General features: G+C 35.1%; 13 protein-coding genes. 10 read left to right on the forward strand and 3 right to left on the reverse strand.

Features of this window, described 5'->3' with window-relative positions; all coding sequences use genetic code 11:
* The first annotated feature begins 2 nt into the window (after positions 1 to 2).
* From EZ428_RS24200 to EZ428_RS05620, 4 genes are all read left to right on the forward strand, one after another.
* Positions 3 to 365 carry a Sec-independent protein translocase subunit TatA/TatB gene (locus EZ428_RS24200; RefSeq protein ID WP_225871000.1) on the forward strand — a complete coding sequence of 121 codons (363 nt, stop codon included), beginning with the start codon at positions 3 to 5 and terminating at the stop codon, positions 363 to 365.
* Positions 366 to 405: 40 nt separating this feature from the next.
* Positions 406 to 606, forward strand: coding sequence for a twin-arginine translocase TatA/TatE family subunit (locus tag EZ428_RS05610; RefSeq protein ID WP_131552116.1), 201 nt, complete (start codon positions 406 to 408; stop codon positions 604 to 606).
* 31 nt (positions 607 to 637) lie between these two features.
* The gene (gene gatA, locus EZ428_RS05615) at positions 638 to 2059 is read left to right on the forward strand and encodes an Asp-tRNA(Asn)/Glu-tRNA(Gln) amidotransferase subunit GatA (RefSeq protein ID WP_131552117.1); all 1422 of its coding nucleotides are present in this window, start codon (positions 638 to 640) and stop codon (positions 2057 to 2059) included.
* A gap of 95 nt (positions 2060 to 2154) precedes the next feature.
* On the forward strand, positions 2155 to 3561 hold the full coding sequence (locus EZ428_RS05620) for a lytic transglycosylase domain-containing protein (RefSeq protein WP_131552118.1): 1407 nt from the start codon (positions 2155 to 2157) through the stop codon (positions 3559 to 3561).
* A 299-nt stretch (positions 3562 to 3860) separates the two neighbouring features.
* Here EZ428_RS05620 and EZ428_RS05625 read toward each other — a convergent pair whose 3' ends face one another.
* From EZ428_RS05625 to EZ428_RS05635, 3 genes are read right to left on the reverse strand one after another with little or no spacing between them, the layout of a single operon-like run.
* Positions 3861 to 4697, reverse strand: coding sequence for an endonuclease/exonuclease/phosphatase family protein (locus tag EZ428_RS05625; protein ID WP_131552119.1), 837 nt, complete (start codon positions 4695 to 4697; stop codon positions 3861 to 3863).
* 25 nt (positions 4698 to 4722) lie between these two features.
* Positions 4723 to 6498 (reverse strand): RagB/SusD family nutrient uptake outer membrane protein, encoded by a 1776-nt coding sequence (locus EZ428_RS05630; protein ID WP_131552120.1) that lies wholly within the window; start codon positions 6496 to 6498, stop codon positions 4723 to 4725.
* Positions 6499 to 6521: 23 nt separating this feature from the next.
* A complete protein-coding gene (locus tag EZ428_RS05635) occupies positions 6522 to 9815 on the reverse strand; it encodes a SusC/RagA family TonB-linked outer membrane protein (protein WP_131552121.1) in 3294 nt (1097 codons plus the stop codon).
* A gap of 545 nt (positions 9816 to 10360) precedes the next feature.
* On the opposite strand from EZ428_RS05635, the gene EZ428_RS05640 reads away from it, so the two are divergent.
* The 6 genes from EZ428_RS05640 (at position 10361) to EZ428_RS05665 (ending at position 24382) form a co-directional block, all read left to right on the forward strand.
* Complete coding sequence (locus EZ428_RS05640) at positions 10361 to 12679, forward strand: NADP-dependent malic enzyme (RefSeq protein ID WP_131552122.1); 2319 nt, start codon at positions 10361 to 10363, stop codon at positions 12677 to 12679.
* Positions 12680 to 12686: 7 nt separating this feature from the next.
* On the forward strand, positions 12687 to 13271 hold the full coding sequence (gene ruvA, locus EZ428_RS05645) for a Holliday junction branch migration protein RuvA (protein ID WP_131552123.1): 585 nt from the start codon (positions 12687 to 12689) through the stop codon (positions 13269 to 13271).
* A 14-nt stretch (positions 13272 to 13285) separates the two neighbouring features.
* A complete protein-coding gene (gene sov / locus EZ428_RS05650) occupies positions 13286 to 20449 on the forward strand; it encodes a T9SS outer membrane translocon Sov/SprA (protein ID WP_225871001.1) in 7164 nt (2387 codons plus the stop codon).
* 97 nt (positions 20450 to 20546) lie between these two features.
* A complete protein-coding gene (gene gcvH / locus EZ428_RS05655; protein WP_131552124.1) occupies positions 20547 to 20927 on the forward strand; it encodes a glycine cleavage system protein GcvH in 381 nt (126 codons plus the stop codon).
* Positions 20928 to 21332 (forward strand): VanZ family protein, encoded by a 405-nt coding sequence (locus EZ428_RS05660; RefSeq protein ID WP_131552125.1) that lies wholly within the window; start codon positions 20928 to 20930, stop codon positions 21330 to 21332.
* Between the two features lie 266 nt (positions 21333 to 21598).
* Positions 21599 to 24382 carry an outer membrane beta-barrel family protein gene (locus tag EZ428_RS05665; RefSeq protein WP_131552126.1) on the forward strand — a complete coding sequence of 928 codons (2784 nt, stop codon included), beginning with the start codon at positions 21599 to 21601 and terminating at the stop codon, positions 24380 to 24382.
* Positions 24383 to 24468: the final 86 nt, after the last annotated feature.

Below are 24468 nucleotides of genomic sequence, written 5' to 3' on the forward strand. Positions count from 1 at the left end.
AAATGTATTCAAGCACGTTATTAGAGTTCTTAAACATGGGTGGTGGTGAGATGATGCTCATCATGGTGGCTGTACTTTTGTTATTTGGAGGTAAAAAGTTACCAGAATTGGCAAGAGGTTTAGGAAAAGGAATTAGAGAGTTTAAAGATGCTTCTGAAGGCGTGAAGAGAGAAATCCATCGCAACATTAATTCCGTAACTAGTGAGGAAGAAACTAAAGAGGAAGAAAAATTGATTGAAGAAAATCATTCAGAACGTCATCATCCAACAGAGGAAGAAGCACCAGTACAAACTACAGCAACTGAAGAAAAAGTAGTTGTAGAAGAAGATGAAGAAGTAAAAAAAAATAAAGATTCTTACTCATAGAATTAACATAATTGATTTAAAAAACTAAATATAAAATATCATGACACAACCAACCATGTTAGCCGCATTAGGGCCAATGGAAATTACACTAATCGTTTTGGCATTATTGTTATTATTCGGGGGTAAAAAAATTCCAGAATTAATGCGTGGTTTAGGTAAGGGAATGAAAGAATTTAAAGATGGTAAAGACGGTATTGATAGCGATAATCCAAACAACAATCAAAACCAAACCAAACCTTAAGTTCTATCGTTTCTTGATTTAAATTTAAACTTTGAAGAAATATACCTCTTTAACAGAGATACAAGGCCAACTTGCGCAAAAGCAGTTAACCTTATTACAGTTAATAACTCATTATTTTGAGCAAATAGAAAAAAATCAACACCTCAATGCTTTTAATGAGGTGTTTTTTGATTCCACAAAAAAACAAGCTGATTTGGTTCAACAAAAAATTGATAATGGAACCGCTGGCAAACTTGCAGGAATGGTAATCGGTATTAAAGATAACATTTGTTACCTAGACCATCAGGTTTCTGCATCATCTAAAATGTTGGAAGGTTTTGTGTCTCCATATTCTTCAACTGTTGTTAATCGTTTGTTAGCAGAAGATGCTATTATCATAGGCAGATTAAACTGCGATGAATTTGCAATGGGTGGCTCAAATGAAACTTCTTATTTCGGCCCAGTTAAAAACGCCATTGATGAAGAAAGAGTTGCTGGTGGTTCTTCTGGAGGCTCGGCAGTTGCTGTTCAGGCAGATATGTGTTTGGCTGCATTAGGTACAGATACTGGTGGTTCTGTTCGTCAACCTGCTGCATTTTGTGGTAATATTGGCTTTAAACCTACATACGGACGAATTTCTCGCTATGGTATCATAGCTTATGCATCATCTTTTGACCAAGTTGGCACCATCACTTCATCAGTTAGTGATGCAGCTTTATTATTAGAAGTTTTAGCAGGTGTTGATGATACTGACAGTACAGTTTCATCTCTTCCTGTTCCAAATTATTCTCAAAATTTATCGCAAGGCGGAAAAAAGAAAATTGCTGTTTTAAAAGAAACCATTGAGAACGATGCATTGGATTCTGAAATTAAAGCTGCTATTTTAAATGCCATTGAAACTTTAAAATCTCAAGGTCATACGATAGAGTATGTTTCTTTTGATTTATTAGATTATATGGTTCCGGCTTATTATGTGTTAACAACGGCAGAAGCTTCATCTAATCTTTCTCGTTATGATGGCGTTCATTACGGTTATAGAAATACACAGGCAGAAAGTTTAAATAACCTGTATAAATCATCCAGAGCCGAAGGTTTTGGGGAAGAAGTAAAGCGTAGGATTATGCTAGGTACGTTTGTACTAAGTGCAGGATATTACGATGCTTATTACCAAAAAGCACAACAAGTTCGTCGATTAATCAGAAACAAGGTTGATGAATTGTTAGGTAAACATGATTTTTTACTAAGTCCCGTTACACCTACACCAGCCTTTAAAATTGGCGAAAATATGCAAGACCCATTGGTTATGTATATGGCAGATATATATACTGTTTTGGCCTCATTGGCTGGTATTCCAGCAGTTGCCTTGCCGTTGGGCAATAATAAAAGTGGTTTACCGTTAAGTGTTCAGTTAATGACCAAACACTTTAACGAGCAAGAGTTGCTCAATTTATCACATAGTTTTTTAACAGCTTAACCGTCATTTCGACAGAGGGATGCGACGAGGAATCTTTTAGATAAATTAAAAATAGATTTCTCCTACCGTCGAAATGACGTAATTTAAAACAGCCTATGAGAAGAATAGTACTAACCCTGTTGAGTTTTTTAGCTTTTTTTTCTGCTCAAGCTCAAAACCCTGTAAAATCTGCACAAAGTGATTCTCTTTTTAAAAAGATTACCAGTTCAACTCCAGATACAGTTCCTGTTCCAGTTGTAAAAGATTTGTTGTTTTATAATCAAAACTTAACTTATAAGCTTCGCTTAGATTCCATTCAGAAAACTGTTCCCCTCAGCTATAATGAATACGTTCAGAATTTCATTGATGTTTTAAGCAAGCAAAAAGATAGGATGGGAAAAATGTTAGGCCTGTCAACTTATTATTTTCCAATATTTGAAGGTGCTTTAAAGGCTTATAATATTCCAGCAGAAATCAAATACTTGCCTATTATCGAATCATCAATGAATCCACATGCCATTTCTAGGGTTGGTGCGACTGGAATGTGGCAATTTATGTTTGGCACTGCAAAAGCTTATGGCTTAAATATGGATAACTTTGTTGACGAACGCAAAGACCCAATTCAGGCAAGTTATGCTGCCGCTGCTTATTTTAGAGATGCTTATGAAGAACTTGGCGACTGGCTTTTAGCCATTGCAGCTTACAATTGCGGAAAAGGAAATGTTACTCGTGCCATTGATAAAGCTGGTTCAAGAGATTTTTGGGAAATCCGTAAATTTTTGCCAAAGGAAACACGTGATTATGTGCCAGCATATATTGCTGCGGTGTATTTAATGAACTACTCTCAAACTCATGGTATTGTTTCTCAAGCTCCATCAATCAATTTAAAAACAGACACCATTCAGGTTAATCATTTTGTGGCATTGGCCGATATTGCCAAGGCGATTAATTATGATGAATCTACACTGTATGGCTTAAATCCATCTTACAAAAGGAAGATTGTAAACGGAACCGATGGTTTGCCTAAAAGATTAATATTACCAAGAATAGAACAGAATGATTTTGCTAAACTTTATGATGTTTTAAATAATGATGTTGAAACGGATAGAAGTGTTTTCTTAGCTTCGACAGATGATGTAAGGGATTTGCGTAAAAAGGCTTTAGCTAACAAGCCAATTCCTACTAAATCAAAAAGCAATGTATATAAAGTTAAACCTGGTCAGAACTTAACAATTATTGCTGACTTGTTTAATGTAGAAGTACAGGATTTAAAAGTTTGGAACGATTTAAAAAGCAATACAGTTATTCCTGGTCAAACTTTAAAAATACATGGTTCAAACGCGGCGCCTGCTGCCAAGAAAATAACAAAATCAGATTTCATTACTTATAAGGTTAAAGCTGGGGATACTTTATCTGGCATAGCCGAAAAATTTGATGGCGCAACTGTGGCAAGTCTCAAAAAACTTAACGGTTTAAAAAAGGCTGCTTTACAACCAGGAATGGTTTTGAAAATTAAGAGCTAAATTTTTTAGCACCTATTGACATAGAAAACATAGCTAGAAAATGGTATGTGGCTATGTGGTTCTTTTGTTTCTAAGAACCGCAATCTTTTCTTTAATAAACCTGATAACGCCGGCAGCCCCGAATTTTTATTAAGGCTATACGCAATAGCAAGACTGCTTTTGGATAGCTGCTCATGCATTTGCTTTTGTTGATAAGAAAATAAGCTATACGTTGTTCTATTAACCTAGTCGCACTTAAAATAAAAAGGCTTGGAAATTAAACATTTCCAAGCCTTTAATATTAGATTAATCTTTTGTTTTTATAGGTTAACCGTAGCCGTAACAGGGAAATGGTCTGAAGGATATTTTCCGAAATAGGTGTCGGTTAAGATGCCCCATCTGGTAGCTTTAAATTGTTTTGACATAAAAATATGATCAATCACAGTCATTCCGCGAGGTATCCTAAAGCCATTGCTAGATGAGTTGTTTTGATAAGGGTATTTTACATCAGTATAAGTATCTTTAACGATACCAGAATTTGCAACGGATAAATACCATTCACTTTCCCTACTTGCATTAAGATCGCCTGTTAATAATACGGGTTCATTTCCTGCTATTTCCTTTATTTTTAGCACCATTAATTTGCCGCTTTCTTTACGGGCAATGATCCCTTGATGATCAAAATGTACATTAAAGGTGTAGAATTTTTTCTTGGTTTTGATGTCTTCTAAATAAACCCATGTACAAATGCGGTTACAGCAAGTAGCATCCCATCCTTTACCTGGTACATTAGGGGTTTCTGATAGCCAGAAGTCGCCGCTTTTTACTAATTTAAATCTATCTTTTTTGTAATATATGGCAGAATGCTCTCCAGCTTCTTTACCATCATCACGCCCACGACCATACCTGGCATATTCTGGTAAAGCCTTGCTCATGTCATCCAATTGGTTTTTTAATCCTTCTTGAACGCCGAAAACATCAAAATTATGAAAGCGAATAAGATTAGAGACTATTGGCGCACGATCAACCCAAAGATTTCCAGAATCTTTTGGATTATCATATCTAATATTAAATGTGGCAATGTTAAATGATTGTGCGTTTAAGTTAATTGTTGTTGTTAGGAACATCGAAACAATCAGTAAGAATTTTGTTTTCATCTTAATATTTAGTTTTTAATAATAATTAAAACCAACCTGGGTTTTGGCCAAGAGCTGGGTTTCTAAGTGCATCTGCCTGAGGAATTGGATAATAGTATTGTTTATCGCTCCACTTTCTCGAGATTTCGTTTAACCAAATTAATTGTCCAGAAGTTCCATTTTTTAATTTTTGGGAATTGACTTTACCTCCAATAGTGTTAGAAACATCAACATAGGTAACACCTGCTACTGCTGGAGTTGGTTTTGTACCTTGATAGAAGGCAACATCTAATATGCCATCCTCGTTTAGGTCCATTGGTGTGTTTAAAGTTGGCACATTAAAACCATTCCATTCTTTCTCCATTAGTTCACCTCTTTTCCATCTTAAAATATCGCTAAATCGAAGTCCTTCTAAACTTAATTCAATTCCTCTTTCTCTTCTAATTTCTAATATGCTTGCATCAGTAATATTAGGGAAATAATTGGCCACTAAATAAGGATCGATAACGGTAGGTTTTGCAGTTAAACCGCCTGTAATACCAGCTCTAGATCGTAATCTACCTACTGTTAAAACCCAGTCTTGATCAGTTAAAGTACCTAGTTCTGCTTTAGCTTCAGCATAATTCAATAATATTTCAGCAAATCTCATCATCGATATAGAATTAATGTTTAATGCTCCAGCATCATAATACATATCGTCTAATGTCCATTTTATAGGTTGATAGCCAGTAAATGTATAAGAAAAAACAGGTGGAGCTGCAACTTGTACGCCTCCACTTATTCTTTTGTAATCTGCAGAGCGAATGGTTTGTTTAAGCCTTAAATCTCTATTTTTTACCTCATCCTTAAATAACATTGTTGTATAATTAGGATTGTCTGTATAAGGTGTGCCATCAATATTGAGATAGGTATTGATAAAGGTTCTTGTAAAACTGGCTTTTGCTCCATAAGTTCCACTTGTCCACCACCAGTTGGCCTCGTTTAGTACGTTTAAAGTTAAATCGCATATTGAAGATAACATTACTTCGGTACTAACGGGTGCTGAGCTAATAAAAACCTGACGATAAGAACTACTCGTACCACCAGCGGTGTTAATAGTATAAGTATTTTTATCCATTATTGTCCTAGCTGCACTTACGGCATTGTTTAGCCACTCTGTTGATGTGCTTTGCAGGTTTAATTCAGTATGATATTTTCTAAAAGTTCCCTCGAAAAGACAAATTCTAGATTTTAGACCTAATGCTACATCTTTAGTTATTGTGCTTCTTGACGGGTCATTAGCACTTTTAATATTTTCCGCAGCATAATTAATGTCTGCAAGTACAGAATCCATTACCAGTGTTCTTTTATCTCTACCGTTGTAAAGCGTAGGATCCGTAACTTCAAGGGGTTTGTTTATCCAAGGCACATCACCAAATCTTTTCACTTTTTCAAAGTAAAAATAGGCTCTAAAAAATCTGGCAAGACCTAAATAGTTTCTTCTTGCCTCTGTAGATATTTTTGGATCGGTATTATTTACAATAAAATAATTGATGTTTCTTAAGTCGCCCCAGCTCCAGCCAGAACTTAAGTTTGGTGCGTAAACACCTTCTTGTATAAAGCTTGGCACTTCTTTAACTGCTAAATAATCAGACATTGCATCTAAACTGGTAGAGTTGCCAGGCAATATGCTATAAAAGGAATTAGCATACAATTGTAAGCCATTTTCACTACCAAAGATAGCTGCTTTAGAAGCTGTGGACTGAGGTTCTTGATCAAGTTTTTTACAAGCTGTTGCTATGCTAATGATAGCTAACAGTAACCATAACTTATTTATTTTCATGATAATATTGTTTATGCTTAAGATTAAAAGGTTAAGTTTAAACCAAGTGAATAACTTTTTAACAAAGGATAGTTATATCCATCCCCATTTGTAGAGCCGGCGTTAAAACCTTGATCTGATGGCACTGTGTTCTCCACATCAAGTGTTTTGGTTATTTTATAAAGAGGAGAATAGGTAAATAGATTTTCTCCCGAGAAGTAAATTTTTGCGCTACTAGCTTTAATTTTTGATACCCATTTTGCAGGTAAATTATATCCCACTTGAATGTTCTTCATTCTGATGTAAGCTACATTTTGTAAGTACTTTGTTTGTGCAACCCCTAAAGTTCTATTTGTATTAGATGAAGCCGCACGAGACATTGTTCTTGGGAAATAGGCATTTGTGTTTTCTGGCGTCCACATGTTACCTAAATGGAAAGTAGGTATGTTATTGTATGGGCGGTTATATTGGCCCCAGAAAAATTCTGTTTCTGTACTTGGGTACCAATCTTGTTGAGCTACACCTTGAAAAAACGCAGAGAAGAAAAAGTTATTCCAGTCTGCACCAATGCTAACTCCATAAGTGTATCTAGGGGCTGCATTGCCAATAATTTTTCTATCCCCAGGATCATTAACAGTGTTTTTACCTACGTTGATAAAACCATCATTATTTATGTCTTGCAATTTGATATCTCCAGGATACCAAATGTTTGTTGGCGATGCCCTCATTTGTGGACTTTGTTTAGCATGAGAGTCTATATCAGCTTGATCAATAAAAAACCCTTCTGTGGTGTATCCCCAAATTTCTCCAATAGTTTGCCCAACGTAATAGTCAGATAGTAACTTGTCAGGATTGTTGTACTTGGTTATTTTAGATGTGTTATCGGCAACTGTTAACCTCACACTGTAATTAAGCGGTTTTTGGGTATTAATCTTGTCTCTCCAAGTTAAGCTAACTTCCCAACCTTTTGTGCGTAAATCTGCATAGTTACCTTTTGGTACAGTTGCCCCAAATACGGCAGGTGCAGTTAAACCTACTGTAAACATATCTGTTGTATTACGAATGTAAGCATCTCCCGTAAATGTTAAACGGTTAGCAAACATAGAAATATCTAAGCCAATGTTGCTTGTGGTAGATGTTTCCCAAGTTAAACCATCAGGTAAAACACCAGGTTGACTAGTACGTTGAGGTTTTACGCCACCCAAAATCACACCAGATTGAGAGATAGAAAAGTTTTCTTGGAATAAATACGAGCCAATATTACCATTTCCAAGTGAGCCGTATGAACCTCTTATTTTTAAATCAGAAATGAATTTTGGTGAAACTTTCCAAAATGGTTCTCCAGCAATTCTCCATCCGGCAGAAACTGAAGGGAAAAAGCCAAACCTCTGATCTGATGGAAATTTAGATGAACCATCATACCTTGCATTTACTTCTAATAAATACCTGTCCTTAAATACATAGTTTAATCTAGAAAATCCACCAAACACGTTCCACTTTTCATACCCTCCACCAGTTGTAATTGCTTGGCCTAATGCTAGATTCAAATCTGTCGCATCTTCGAAAATGATACCGTTTCTTTGTGCTGCTAAACGCTTATAAGTAGATTCTTCATAGTTATAACCAGCCATTAATTTGAAATAATGTGCTTTGGAGAATGTATCTTCATAAGCTGCATAAAGATTGTTGGCAATGTATTGAGTTTCTCTTTTGTCAAATAAGAGATCGTTTGTAGTTGTACCTAAATAAGATATAATCCCTTTTGAATTACTGTATGGAAGTTGTACTCTTTTTTGTTCAACATCATTATTCGTTATTCGGAAGGTGAAATCACCATTAACACTAAGCTTGTTTTTTAAGAAACTAGAAGATAATGAGGTTGTATTTCTAAAAACCTGTCTTTTGGTATCAGAACCACTTTTTCCATAAAAGTAATCGCCAGGGCCGTAAGCTGCTGACATTGACAAAGAGCCATCTGGATTAAACATTACAGATGTTGGGTGTGCCTCATCGGCAATATTTCTCCAAACACCGCCACCTTCACCAACACTTAAAGGGTTATGGTAGTTCATTACAGAGAAATCTGCGTTGTTATCTAACTTTAACCAAGGAAGCAATTGAATAGCGCCCCTAGCCCTAAAGTTTTTCATACTGTAGTCATCAGAATTGTACCTAAACAAACCAGCTTGCTTTTGATATCTGCCAGAAACCAAGTAAGAAATTTTTTCTCCGCTACCCGTTAAAGAAAGATTATGTTCGTTTGCACCTGTATTTTTCTTGTACAACTGTTCATAAAAATCAGTACTTCCATAATAAGTATATTCTCCTGTGGCTGGGTCTACTTCCACTTGATTATATGGCTGGCCCGATTCTGCTCTTCTTTTAAATTCGTTTAAGTAGGCCTGAGAGAATTTTTGAGACTTGTTTGCATTTTGAGGAAAAGCTCCATCGCCGTTTACAAATGCTTCTGCAAACATTTTTGCCCAAGTATAACCATCTGTAACAAAATCTGGCACTTGCAATGGGCTTTTGGTGGCGTAATTTGTAGAATAGTTAATAGTTGTTTTGCCTCCCGCTGGTTTTTTTGTAGTTATTAATATTACACCAAAAACCGCTCTTGCGCCGTAAATTGAAGCAGCAGCAGCATCCTTTAGCATAGTTACTGTTTCTACATCATTTGGATTTAGTAAGCTTGGGTCGCCTTCAACACCATCAATTAAAACCAGAGCATTACCGCCTTGACCAATTGAAGTTGTACCCCTAATGTTATAACTTGGAGATTGTGTTGGTCGACCATCCATCATCTTTAAGTTAAGATTTGGTAATGCGCCTTGTAAACCTTGAGTTAAGTTGGTAATGGGTCTGTTTTCTAAAGCTTTTGAAGTTACCTGATCTACCGCCCCAGTTAAATTTTCTTTTTTCTGGGTGCCATATCCAACCACCACAACCTCACTTAATGATTTTTGATCTGGAACCATTTTAATAGTTTGATTAGTGGTTTCGCCAGATTTAACAATTACGTTATCGATTACTTGCAATTGATAAGAAAGAAAAGTGATGTTTAATGTATATGTTCCAGGTTGTAAACTAAAAGAGAAACTACCATCTGCATTACTTTGTAGAATTTGATTGGTTTGTACAATTTTAATGGTAGCGCCAGGAAAAGGGAGTCCATTTTCATCAATTACTTTCCCTGTTATTTTTCCGATATCTGCTATGTTGTACTTTATGTAACTTGTAGCATGAACTTGTTGGGTAATAAAAATGAATGAGATTTGGGTGCAAAGAATTAGCGTTATAAAAAAAGCTCTGCGTAGCTCTAGTAAATTTATTTTCATATTTTTGAATACTTAGTGATTAATAATTATGGTTGCTGGGTTCAGCAGTATGGGGCCTCAATCCATTTTACTGCTGGAGGAAACCGATTCTGCTTCAGAATCGAGTTTCCTTAATTAATATCAAATCATACTTTTTTTAGTAATGTTTAGCTTCGTGAATGTTCACCCTCAATTGAACAGCGCAAAAGTATTGGCGCAATGTGAAGTAAATATTAAGTGGGTAAGAAGTATAAGGTTTAATTTTTAACTTTTGTTAACAAACGGTTTAGTTCTCTAGTGCTTAATTTGAAGTGTAGAATTGTTTATCTTACACCAAGGGAGTTCCTTTGGAACACAATCCTTTGTTATTTAAACCTGATGGAAGTGAAAAGGTCGAAATTCCTATTCTTTATTGGGAGCCCTTGTGACCTAAAGCTCCAAAAAAGAAACCCTTTGGGTCAGGGCTATCCGCAAATTGATGCTTCGATTTTGCTTTTCTAATCCTTAAAAATTCATAGATACCCTACGAAAATAATTGTAACTTTGCCTGTTACAAATAGTATATTATGAGTAAGACCAATAGAAAACAAGACGCACTAGATTACCACTCGCAAGGGCGACCAGGAAAAATCCAAGTTGTACCTACCAAACCATATTCTTCACAAAGAGATTTAACGCTGGCTTATTCGCCAGGTGTGGCAGAGCCTTGTTTAAAAATTGCAGAAAATACAGAAGATGTATATAAATATACTGCCAAAGGTAATTTGGTAGCTGTAATTAGTAACGGTACCGCTGTTTTAGGGCTAGGTGATATTGGTCCAGAAGCAGGTAAGCCAGTAATGGAAGGTAAAGGTTTGTTGTTTAAAATCTTTGCTGACATTGATGTTTTCGATTTAGAACTAGATACAAAAAATGTTGATGATTTTGTAAAAATCGTTAAAGCTTTAGAGCCAACATTTGGTGGTGTAAACTTAGAAGATATTAAAGCACCAGAATGTTTTGAAATTGAGCGTCGCTTAAAGGAGGAAATGAACATTCCGGTAATGCATGACGATCAACATGGAACTGCAATTATTTCTGCAGCTGCTTTATTAAATGCTTGCGATTTACAAAAGAAAAAAATTGATAAGGTTAAAATTGTAGTTAATGGTGCTGGTGCAGCGGCAATTTCTTGTTCTCGATTATATGTTTCTTTAGGAGCTAAAAAAGAAAACATTGTAATGTGCGATAGAAATGGTGTTATCCGTGCTGATAGAGCAGTTTTGGATGATATAAAAAAGGAGTTTGCTACCAGTAGAAACTTAAATACTTTGGCCGAAGCCATGAAAGATTCTGATGTGTTTATTGGTCTTTCTTCTGCAGATTGTGTTACGGTTGAGATGCTAAAATCAATGGCTAAAAACCCAATCGTTTTTGCAATGGCTAACCCCAATCCAGAAATTGCTTACGATTTAGCAATTAGTGCTCGTAAGGATATTATTATGGCAACTGGCCGTTCAGATTACCCAAACCAGGTTAACAACGTGTTGGGTTTCCCATATATTTTTAGGGGAGCTTTAGATGTTAGGGCAACCAGTATTAATGAGGCAATGAAAATTGCTGCTGTTCGTGCCATTGCAGAATTGGCTAGAAAAACAGTTCCAGAGGCTGTAAATATGGCTTACAACGAACGTAATATTAAATTTGGTAAAGAATATATTATTCCAAAACCGATGGATTTCCGTTTAATGACAAATGTTTCAATGGCGGTTGCTAAAGCTGCAATTGAATCTGGCGTTGCACGTAAAACCATTACCGATTGGGATGCCTATGCTGAAGAACTAAAGCGCCGTTTGGGTATGGATGATGCAATTATGCGTGCCTTAACAAACAAAGCCAAATCGGCACCAAAACGTGTGGTATTTGCAGAGGCTGATAATTATAAAATTCTAAAAGCTGCACAAATTGTTAAAGATGATAACATTGCTATTCCTATCCTTTTAGGAAATAAAGAAGTTATTCAGCAGTTAATAGATGAAAATGCCTTGGATTTGGAAGGTGTACAAATAATCGAACCGGCTTTAGAACCTGAAAGAAGCAAGAAATATGCTGAGTTTTTGTATAACAAACGCCAACGTAAAGGCGTAAGTTTATACGAAGCTACCAAGTTTATGCGTGACAGGAATTACTTTGGTGCTGCTATGGTTGAGTTTGGTGAGGCTGACGCAATGATTTCTGGTCTAACCAAAAACTATGTTTCTACCATTAAACCTGCGTTACAGATTATTGGAACTGAGGAAGGTGTGAATCGTGTTGCAGGAATGTACATGATGATGACGCAAAAAGGCCCTGTGTTTTTTGGAGATACTACTGTTAACGTTGATCCAACTGCAGAAGAGTTGGTAGACTTAACCTTACTATTAGATAAATCAGTTAGGAAATTTAATATCCAGCCTCGTATTGCGATGTTATCTTACTCTAATTTCGGTTCTAATGAGGGTATTATTCCTGATAAAGTTCGTAAGGCAGTAAAAGTTTTGCATGATAAACACCCAAATGTTGTGGTTGATGGAGATATGCAAGGAAACTTCGCTATCAATAACTCTTTATTAAAAGAAAATTTTCCATTCAGTCGTTTAGCAGATGCACCTGCAAATACATTAGTTTTTCCTAACTTGGAATCAGGTAACATAGCCTACAAACTTTTACAAGAATTAGGTGGGGCAGAAGCTGTTGGCCCAATTTTATTAGGATTGAAAAAACCTGTTCATATTGTTCAGTTAGGAAGTTCTGTTAGAGAAATAGTAAATATGGTTACTATTGCAGTATTAGATGTGCAGGGAAAAGAAGAGGTAGCAAATGCTACTAAAAAAAGAGGTTTATTAAATAAAATAGTAAAGAAATAAGATATTTATGTACGCGTATATTGATGGGAAATTAACATTTAAGTGCCCAACTTATGTTGTGGTTGAAGCTGGAGGTGTTGGTTATCACATCAATATATCGCTTAATACTTATTCTGCAATTGGTAATGCAGAGCGGTGTAAAATTTATACCTGGCTACAGGTAAAAGAAGATTCGCATACCTTATATGGTTTTGCAGAGGAAGGTGAGAGGAGGTTGTTTTTACACCTGATATCAGTTTCTGGTATAGGGGCAGCAACTTGCAGGATGATGTTATCTTCAATAACGCCATCAGAAATACAAGCAGCAATTATAAATGCTGATGTGGCATTGATACAGCGAATTAAGGGAATTGGGGCAAAATCTGCTCAAAGAATTGTATTGGAGCTACAAGATAAATTGAAGAAGGAGGGTCCAGATTCGTTAATTTCTATGCCGCTGCATAATACAATAAAGGATGAAGCGTTATCTGCATTAATTATGCTTGGTTTTGGCAAACAAGTTGCAGAAAAGGCGATAGATATTGCTGTTAAAAAAAGCGATCACGATTTAACAGTAGAACAAATGATCAAAACAGCTTTGAGGAATTTATAATTAATTAACTGCGATTGAGAAACAAACTTACTCTCCTTGTATTCTTACTTTTCTCTCTTGCTGGAATTAACGCCTTTTCTCAGGTTATGCAGGTAAGAGCAGGAACAGATTCGCTCAAAAATTCATTCAACCCAAAGGAGAAACAAAGTCTTGGTTTAAGAAATTATGCCAATCCTTTTTTAACCTTGCCATCAAACATTAATAGGGAAGTTACCTATGATGCGTTAAACAAGCGTTATATCATTGTTGAGAAAATTGGAGATCGAACTTATTCCGCTCCACAATATTTAACTATAGACCAGTATTTAAGATTGGTCAATAGCGAAATGAAACGTCAGAATTGGCGTGATTTATCTAATGCAGAAGTTGCTGAGGTAAGAAAGACAGGCATAATACCACCTGTAAAAATCAATAGTCGAGTTTTTGAAAAAATCTTTGGAGGTACAACTATTGATATTCAGCCACGTGGAGATGCAGAACTTACTTTTTTAGGTCGGATCAATAAAAACGAAAATCCGTTGTTTAACGAGAGGCAACGAGTACAGAGCAATTTCGATTTTAATCAGCGTATACAAATGGATGTTATTGGTAACATTGGTACGAAGATGAAAATCAAGATGAACTATAATACCGAAGCCCAGTTTGATTTTGAAAACCAGATTAAGTTAGATTATACAGGTGGTAAAGATGATATCATCAAAAAAATTGAAGCGGGTAATGTTAGTTTACCTTTAAATAGCTCATTGATCAATGGTACTCAATCATTATTTGGTGTTAAAACACAATTACAATTTGGCAAGCTAGATGTATCTGCTGTATTCTCACAGCAAAAATCACAATCAAAAGAATTGCAGATTAATAATGGGGCACAGCAAAATGAATACAGAATAACAGGTAGTGATTATGAGGCTAACAAACATTATTTTTTGGCTAAATATTTTAGAGATAATTATAATAGGGCATTAGCAAATCCTCCAACTATTTTATCAGGTATTTTAGTAACCAAAATTGAGGTTTGGATAACCAATAAAACAGGTAATACGCAAGATTCTAGAGATGTTTTGGCATTTTTAGATATGGGTGAAAATGCTCCATACAATACAGCACAAGTGGCTGGTGGAGCCTCAGTTTTGCCTTCGGCTTTTACAAATCCAAATTTTCCAACACAGTCTAATAATTTATTGGCAAATCTTCCAGCGGATGCCAGAAATACAAATAGCAATAGTGTAATTTCTTATTTTGCTGCAAATGGGGCAACAGATAATTTCGCAAAATTAACCTACGCAAGAAAGTTAAATGAAAGAGAATACAATTTTCAGCCTCAATTAGGGTATATCTCATTAAATAACCCACTAAATGCCGATGAGGTTTTAGCAGTTTCTTATCGCTATACTTATAATGGAATTGAATATCAGGTTGGTGAATTTTCAACCGATGTTGCCTTTGATCAGGCAACGCCAAAGGTTTTATATACCAAATTGTTAAAGAATGAGACCATCAAAACCAATTTGCCAACTTGGGATTTGATGATGAAAAATATTTACGCCATCGGCGGATACCAAATTAGTCCTCAGAACTTTAAACTAGACATTTTTAGAATTGATGACAAAACAGGTATAGAAATGCCTTTAATTAGAGAAGGCTCAAGAACATCACTAAAGCAATACATCTCTTTAACCAATTTAGATCAATTAAACCAGCAAAAGGAAAAAAAACCAGATGGGATTTTTGATTTTGAAGCGGAAAATAAACCGTTTACACTTAGTCAGTTAGCACAACAGAATACTTCTCAAAGTAATTTTCCTGGGACTTCAGGTTCTGGTGTTGGTCCTTTAATTAACAATACCAATAATGGTTATGTAACTATCGACCCCTTAAATGGTCGAATTATTTTTCCATTATTAGAGCCATTTGGAAACGATTTAGCAGCTAAATTTAGTTTACCTGGCGAACAAGTTTTAGCTGATAAGTATACGTTCCCTCAATTGTATGATTCTACAAAAGTTGTGGCGCAACAGTTATTTAGTAATAAGGATTTATATATCATAAAAGGTAATTATCAATCAGAAATCTCATCAGAATTTTCATTAAATTCAATTAATGTTACAGAAGGTTCTGTTAAAGTTTTTGCAGGTACAATTCCTTTAATTGAGGGTTCAGATTATACAGTAGATTATCAAGGCGGTAGGGTTAGAATTATAAATACTGCTGTTTTGATCTCCGGTCAGCCGATTAGAATTACCACAGAAAACAATGAGCTATTTGGTTTACAGCAGAAATCCCTTTTTGGAACACGGTTCGACTATCATGTAAATAATAAATTAACTTTTGGCGGAACATTAATGCACCTTAGTGAAAAACCGCTTACACAGAAAGTTAATTACAGAGAAGAACCTATCTCCAACACCATATGGGGTTTAGATATGAACTATAGTTCTCCTTCTAGGTTTTTAACAAAATTGGTTGATAAAATCCCTTTCATCTCTACTAAAGCGCCATCAAGTATTTCATTTTCTGGCGAGTATGCTCAACTAATTCCTGGACATCCAAGCGCAATTAATTCTGGTGGTGACAAAGGTGGAGCAAGTTACCTAGATGATTTTGAGGCTTCTCGTTCAATTATAGATTTAAAAAGTTCTGTGCCTTGGCAAATCTCATCTACACCACAGTTTTTTCCAGAATCTCAGCTTGTAGATAATTTAGCTTATGGTTACAATAGGGCAAAATTAGCCTTCTATAATATTGACCCAACATTCTATACTACAGGTTCATCAGATCTTCCTTCTAGTTTAAAAAACAACAGAACAGAGTTGTCTAATCACTATGTGAGAGAAATAATTGAACAAGAAGTTTTCCCGTTTAAAGAAACAAGTACAGGGCAATCGATTAGGCTCCCAACATTAGATTTGGCTTATTATCCAATGTTGCGTGGGCCATATAATTATACACCAACTGGTTTTGCTGCCAATGGCTTTTTAAGTAATCCCAAAGCTCGTTGGGCTGGTATTTCTAGACGAATAGATGTAAATGATTTCGAAGCAAATAATATCGAATATATAGAGCTTTGGGTGATGGACCCGTTTATGTATAAGCCTGCATCACAAGGTGGAGATTTGTATTTTAACATTGGAAATATTTCTGAAGATCTTTTAAAAGATGGAAGAAAAGCTTTAGAAAATGGCTTGCCAGCCAATGAGGATGTAACTAAATATGACGAAACGAATTGGGGTCGTGTATCAAAACTGCAACCTGTAGTACAAGCATTTGATAATGAACCAGCAGCTAGGAAAGCACAGGATGTGGGTTTAGACGGATTATCAAACGCAAATGAAAAAGTAAAATTTGCAGCACAAATAGCACAAATTAAAGCGCAATTAAACCCTGATGCTGCTTCGGCATTTGATAATGATCCATCGTCTGATGATTATGGCTATTTCAGAGGAAGCAATTTAGATAACATTAATGCTGGTGTCTTAAGAAGATATCAAAATTATAACGGACCAGAGGGCAATTCTAAAACATCGCAACAATCTAGAGATGAGTTAGGTATTGAAAACTCTGCTTCTACTTCTTTGCCAGATGGTGAGGATATTAATAGAGATAATAACATGACGCAGTCTGATGAGTATTTTCAGTACAAAATTTCTATGCGCCCTGGAGATTTAGAGGTGGGGCAGAATTTTGTAACAGACAAGGTTGTTTCTCAGGTAAAATTAGCCAGTGGACAAACGCAAAATGCAACTTGGTACCAAATTCGCATTCCATTAGCTCAATATCAACAAAAAGTAGGCGGTATTCAAGATTTTAAATCTATAAGGTTTATTAGAATGTTTATGACCAACTTTGCTGATACAGCTGTATTAAGATTTGCAAAAGTACAATTGGTTAGAGGCGAATGGCGCCAATACAATGCTAAAAACCAAGCCATAAACGTAATTGCAGATCCATCACTTTTACCAGCACCACCAGATGGATCTACAATTGAAGTGGCTACCGTAAATATAGAAGAAAATGGAAAGCGTTCGCCCATACCTTATGTTATTCCTCCTGGAATTGAACGCGAGCGTGATTTCAGTAACTACAGGGGAGATACTCGCCAGAATGAACAATCGCTAGCGGTTATTATTAAAGACTTAAAAGATGGTTATGGTAGGGCAGCTTTTAAAACTGCAATTAACGATTTTAGGTCTTACAAACGTTTAGAAATGTACATTCACTTGGAAACAGTAGGTGAAGTAACCATTTCCGATAATGATCTGAGTGCGTTTTTACGTATCGGAACTGATAATCAGGATAACTACTACGAATATAACCAACCATTAAAAGTTACTCAGCCAGGAACAAGTGATCCTTATGTCATTTGGCCGGATCAAAACAAAATGGATATACAGTTAGAGTTATTTCAAAAAGCAAAAACTGCCAGAAATAATGCCCGCACAACTGGAGGTTTACCTTGGCCGATCAATGTTCCATTTACATATAGCGATGGTAGAAACACTATTATTGTAAAAGGACAGCCAGACATGAGTAAAGTTAGGGTTTATATGTTAGGTTTAAAAAACCCTTTACGTAACCTCGCTTCGCCAGCTGGCGATGATGGATTGCCTAAATCTGCACAAGTATGGTTTAACGAGCTTCGATTAACGGAGTTCGATGAGCGAGGTGGTTGGGCAGCAACGGCTAGAATGAATGCAAAATTAGCAGACTTTGCTGATTTAAATATTTCAGGAAGTAAATCTACCATAGGCTTTGGTTCGTTGGAAAAAAAGGTAAGTGAGCGAAACCGAACTGATAATGAATTTTTTGATGTTTCATCAAGTATCGAATTAGGTAAGTTTTTACCTCAAAAAACTGGAATTAAAATCCCAATGTACATTAGTTACTCTAAACAAATCTTAACACCACAATTTGATCCTCGCACTCCAGATATCGAGCTAAAAAATGCTTTAAATGGTGCAAATAGAGCTCAGAAAGATTCTATTTTAAATTTTGCTCAAGATTATACTACCAGAAGCAGCATTAACTTTACCAATGTGCGTAAGGAGAGAGCTCCAGAAGATACAAAAACGAAACTTTGGGATATTGAAAACTTTAATGTTACTTATGCGCAAACCAAATTTGCTCATCGCGATTTTATTAATGAAACGAGTGTACAGCGTACTTATAAGGCTTCTTTAGGTTATAATTATTCTGGTTCTCCAAGAAGTTATCAGCCATTTGATAAGATTATAAAGTCTAATACGCTTAAATTATTGAAGGATTTCAATTTTACATTGATGCCAAAATCCATTAATTTTAGAGTAGATGTTGATCGTTTTTACGCTGAAAACACATTGAGGAATAATGACCCAAATAATTATATTCCTATCAATACCACTTTCAATAAGAACTTTTTGGTGTCGAGGATTTACGGGATTGCGTGGGATTTAACCAATTCATTAAGCCTTGATTTTGATGCCACCAACTATTCAATTATCGATGAGCCTGAAGGAAGAATTAATGGCCTAAAAAGAGATACGCTTTGGCAAAACTTAAAAACATTAGGTCGCACAACAGATTATAGCCATAACTTAAACATTAGATATACTTTACCGATTAATAAAATTCCTGGGTTTGATTGGATTACAGTTGCAACAACTTATGGTACAAATTTCAACTGGCAAACAGAGCCATTATCAACTTTGAGAGACCCGAGTATTAATCTAGGTAATACCATTCAAAATTCAAGAACAATTCAGGTAAACCCGACCTTAAATTTAACGAGCCTTTATAATAAATTTGGCTTTATTAAACGAAGTGCAAATAGTGCAGATACTGTTAAAAAATTTAGTGATGTACTAATAGGTTTATTAACCAGTATTAGAAATGTAAACGTAGCTTTTACACAAACAAAAGGTACATTCATCCCAGGTTATTTACCTAAAACAAAATATTTTGGTATTGATAAAACAGGAGCGCCAGGATTAGGTTTCGTATTTGGCAGTCAAGAAGATATTAGAGAAAGAGCATTGCTAAATGGCTGGCTAACTACTGATGAATTACAAACACAGTTATACATAAATACCTTAAGGGAAGATTTTCAATTAACAAGCGCATTAGAGCCGTTAAAGGATTTTAAAGTTACTTTAAGTGCCACTAAAAATAGAACCTTAAATTATTCTACCAATTTTAGGTATGACAATAGCATTAAAAACTTTAGAAATTTAAGCCCAACTACAACGGGAGATTATAGTGTATCTATCATCACCCTTGGTACAGCATTTAAAGATAAAAATGGAAGCAAAGTTTCTAGCTTGTTTAATCAGTTTATGGCAAATAGACAGGTTATCTCTAATCGACTAGGAGATCAAAATCCAAATTCGAATGGAAGTTCTGGTGGCTATGCAGATGGTTATGACAAAAACTCGCAGGATGTAATTATATCATCATTCATTGCAGCATATACAGGTAAAAATGCTGGTAATGCTAGTTTAAGTAGCTTGCCTAAAATTCCTTTGCCAAACTGGAGAATTGCTTATGGTGGTTTATCAAAAATCCCGTTCGTTGCAGATAGGTTTACAGAGCTAAGTTTAAGGCATGGCTATCGTTCTACCTATAGTGTTAATGGTTTCAATAGTTTGTTAAAATATCAAGAAACCAATGGTTATGTAAGTACAAGAGATGTTACTCAGAACTTCTTGCCATTGTATCAATTTGCTCAAGTAAGTATCTCAGAACAATTTGCACCACTAATAGGAATTGATACGAGGTTAAAAAATAATTTAACTGCCAATTTCGAGATCAATAAAACTAGAATCATGGCTTTGAGCCTATCAAATGCTCAATTGGCACAATTGTCTGAGAATAACTTGGTGTTCGGTTTAGGTTATCGTACAACTAAGTTTAGGTTTCCATTTGGTTGGTTCAGTCAGCTAAAAATGGACAATAATATGGATTTCAAACTAGATGTTGCAGTGAGAGATAATAAAACAGTTATTTACAGAGCTGATATAGCAGAAGCTGAGGTTTCATCTGGTGCTAAGAATATAACACTTAGACCAAGTATCGATTACGTTTTAAATCAGAGGTTTAACGTTAAGCTATTTTACGATTCTAATATTACTAAACCTTATACTTCTCAATCATTTAATACTTCATTTAGTAGTTTCGGATTCAGCTTACGCGTAACCCTTAATTAGTAATTGTTATAAATGGGTATAATAACTACCTTTGAGGTAAGCTAGTTTTGCTGGCTGATTTAATAAAGCAAAAACATAAAAATTAAAAATAAATACAATGAACTTTCCATCAGAATTAAAATACACAAAAGATCACGAATGGGTTAGCATTTCTGGCAACGAGGCAACAATTGGTATTACTGATTTTGCACAACGTGAACTAGGTGATATTGTTTATGTTGATATCAACTCGGTAGGTACTGAAGTAAGTAAAGAAGAAGTTTTCGGAACCATTGAAGCGGTAAAAACTGTATCGGACTTATATATGCCAGTTACTGGAACTATTTTGGCAGTTAATGATGATTTAAATAACAGTCCTGAGTTAGTTAACTCTGATCCTTATGGAAATGGCTGGATTATTAAAATTACTATTTCTAACGATAGTGAGCTTGAAGGCTTATTAAGCGCAGATGATTATAAAACTTTAGTTGGCGCATAGTTGAAAAAGAATTACAAAGTATTAAGATATCAAATATGGTCAATTATTTGGACTATCGTTATTTTAATACTTTGTAATATTCAAATGCCAGAGAGTAATGATCTAGATATCTTTTTTACTGGCTTTGATAAAATGACACATTTGGGTTTTTTCTATGTTTTAACAATCTTGTTGTTCTATGGAAAGATTAAATACCAACATAATTTTAGCTTCCGCTCGCTCACAATCTTTAAAGTAATTCTAATTAATGCAATAATTGGCGGGGGTATAGAGTTATTGCAATGGAAAGTTTTCACTTATAGATCTGCCGAATGGTGGGATTTTGGTTGTGATATGCTCGGGGCATTAATGGGAGTCTTTAGTTATATATTATTACATTTATCTAATTACAATGAAAAGGTTTAGTGGTTTATTAATTTTATTACTGGCTTTTTGTTTAAGCTCTTGTAGCTTATTTAAACCTTCTTGCAACTGCCCAAAAATGCCTAGAAGCCATTCTAGAGCCTATTAATTAGCTTTTCCAATTTTTGAAGTAAATCCTTAATTATATACAACTGTAACGATAAAGTTAGTTGTATTTAAATTGTTACCCTCTTTTTAATGCTCATTAACAAACTTTTCTGGCTATCCGTAGTCTGATAGGTAACTTTACAAAATATTATAAAACCGAAATGAAGAATTTTTTACAAAGAACAATAATTGTTGCCCTACTATTCATTAGCTATACGGCTGCTGCCCAAAATACTGGGTCGGCAACTGGCAAGGTATTGAATGGTAAAGATAAATCTCCAGTTGATTACGCTTCTGTTGCAGTTAAACGCCTTAGCGATTCAGTTACCGTTGGAGGCACAAACACAACACAAACAGGGACTTTTACCGTTAGTGGCTTGGCTCCAGGTAAATATAAATTATATGTAGTTTATATAGGCTTAAAATCTATTAACCAAGAATTTGAGATAACTGCAGCTGCCCCTTCAAAAAACTTTGGAAACTTAACAATGGAGGATACAGGTGTAACCTTAAAAGGTGTTACCATTCAAGGTGAAATTCCTCCGGTGGTAGTTAAAAAAGATACTTTAGAGTTTGACGCTAAAACTATTAAAGTAAAAGAAAATGCAGTAGTAGAAGATGTATTGAAAAAACTACCTGGTGTAGAGGTAGCTAAAGATGGCACTGTTACCACGCAAGGAGAAACCATCAAAAGAGTAAAAGTGGATGGTAAAGATTTTATGGGTACTGATCCACTGATGGCTACAAGAAACTTGCCTGCTGATATGGTTGATAAAATTCAGATTATTGATGACATGTCTGATCAATCTAAATTTTCTGGAGTAGATGATGGTAATCGTGAGAAGATCATCAATATTACTACAAAAAATGGTGTTAAAAACAAGGGGTTTGTAGGTAATAATACTGTAGGATACGGAACCAATGATAGATACGATGTTAATCTAAGTGTTTCAAGGTTCAATGAAAGTGAACAAATGTCGCTAATTGGTCAGTTTAACAATGTTAATAAACAAAATTTTGGCGGTGGAATTGGTGGTGGCGGCGGAATGAGATTTGGCGGTGGAGGTGGCGGTCCTCAAAAAGGTATAACAACTACCAATATGGCGGGCTTCAACTATGCTGATGTTTATAAAAGTGGAACGACCTTTAATGCCAGTTACAGATTCAATAAAACATCATTATTTAATGATCAAACGAGTTTAACTAGAAATTTATTAGGCGATATTACCACGACAAATTCTTCAGATTTAGAAAGTACAACTGAACGGTTAAATCATGTATTCAACGCAACTTTAGATACAAAGATAGATTCATCAATTTCACTTAGATGGCAACCAAATATTGCTTATGCAGAAAATAACGGGAATAGTTTAACCTTGTACAATAGACAAGTTTTAAATAATAATACTGTTGGTAGTCAGACATATATAACTAACTCTAAAGCTCCTACATTAAGCAATAACTTGTTATTAAGGAAGAAATTTCAACGTAGAGGTCGTACTTTATCTTTAAATATCAATACAAATTTTAATGATAGTGATGGCAATAACTTCAATAAGTTCTCTGAAAACACATCGGTAAATGGAAACCCTTCGGTAGTAAATAGAGATCAATTAAATGACCAAGATGCTAGGTCAATATCAAATACTGCAAGATTGGTTTACACTGAACCATTAAATAAAACCTTGAGTTTGGAATTAAATTATCAAAATGTTTATTCTTTTGATAACCAAGAGAAAGGCGTTTATGATTTTAACCCAATTACTCAACAGTATGATTTAATTAATGCCAAGTTCAGTAATAATTTTGAAAACACGGCATATACCAACGCCATTGGTTTCAGTTTTAATAAAACGCAGAAAAAATACAATTGGCAGATAGGTTTGGCTGTTCAAAATATAGATCAGAAAAGATATGATGTTACAAATAATGATACTTTCGATCGTAGCTTCGTAAACCTAACACCGTCTGCACAGTTTAGGTATAACTTTAGCAATAGCAAACGTTTAAGAATTAATTATAATGGGCGTACCGCTCAACCGTCGATAAGTCAGATTGCACCAATATTAGATAATACCAACACGACAACTCTACCGATCGGTAACCCAGATTTAAAACCATCATTTACTAACAGTTTAAATATATTCTATAATAATTTTGATTTTGCAAGCTATCGTTCATTGTTTATTGGAGCTTTCATTAATCAACAGTTCAATGCATTTTCAACACAATCAGTTGTAGTTCAAGATCCAGCTAGACCAGAAGATTATGGAAAGATTGAGCAGAAAAGTGTAAACGTAGACGGTAATTTTAGTGCGAATGTTTTTGGATCTGTAAGCCAACCGATTATTAAAGGAAATAAATTGAATTTTCAAATTGATTTAAGAGGTGGTTATTCAAAAACGACAGGGTTTTCTGGAACGCTAGAGAATATTACTAAGAGTTATTCTATTACTAATGGTTATAAGCTTGTTTCAAATTTAGATAAGCTTGATCTAATTGCGGGTATCTCAGGTACAATTAACCGGGATAGGTATTCTGTAAATGTAAATAGCAATACAAAATATTACACGTTATCTCCAAACATCGATATCAGTTATCTGCTTCCTGGTAATATCCGCATTCAATCAGATTTAACTTATAATAAGTTAACAGGACGTGGTGCTGGTTTCGATACTGATTATACATTGATAAATGCCTATGTTAGTCGTCAATTCAATAGACTTACATTTAAAGCCTCTGTGAACGATTTATTAAATCAAAATACTGGTGTTGAGCGTAATGGCGGAGCAAATACAATTCAGGATTTAAATTATAATGTATTAAAACGCTATTATATGTTCTCACTTACTTTCGCGTTAAGCAAAATTGCTGGTGTCGGTATGGGTGGTCAAGGTGGCGGCCAAAGACAAGGCATGGGTGGTATGAGGATGGGCGGAATGTAAGCCATTCAAATATTTCATAAAAAGGGTTGCAATCAATTAGATTGCAACCCTTTTTATTTAAACTTAGTTCTTACCTTATTTGTATT

The organism is Pedobacter frigiditerrae (assembly GCF_004331645.1).
GTDB classification, from domain to species: Bacteria; Bacteroidota; Bacteroidia; order Sphingobacteriales; family Sphingobacteriaceae; genus Pedobacter; species Pedobacter frigiditerrae.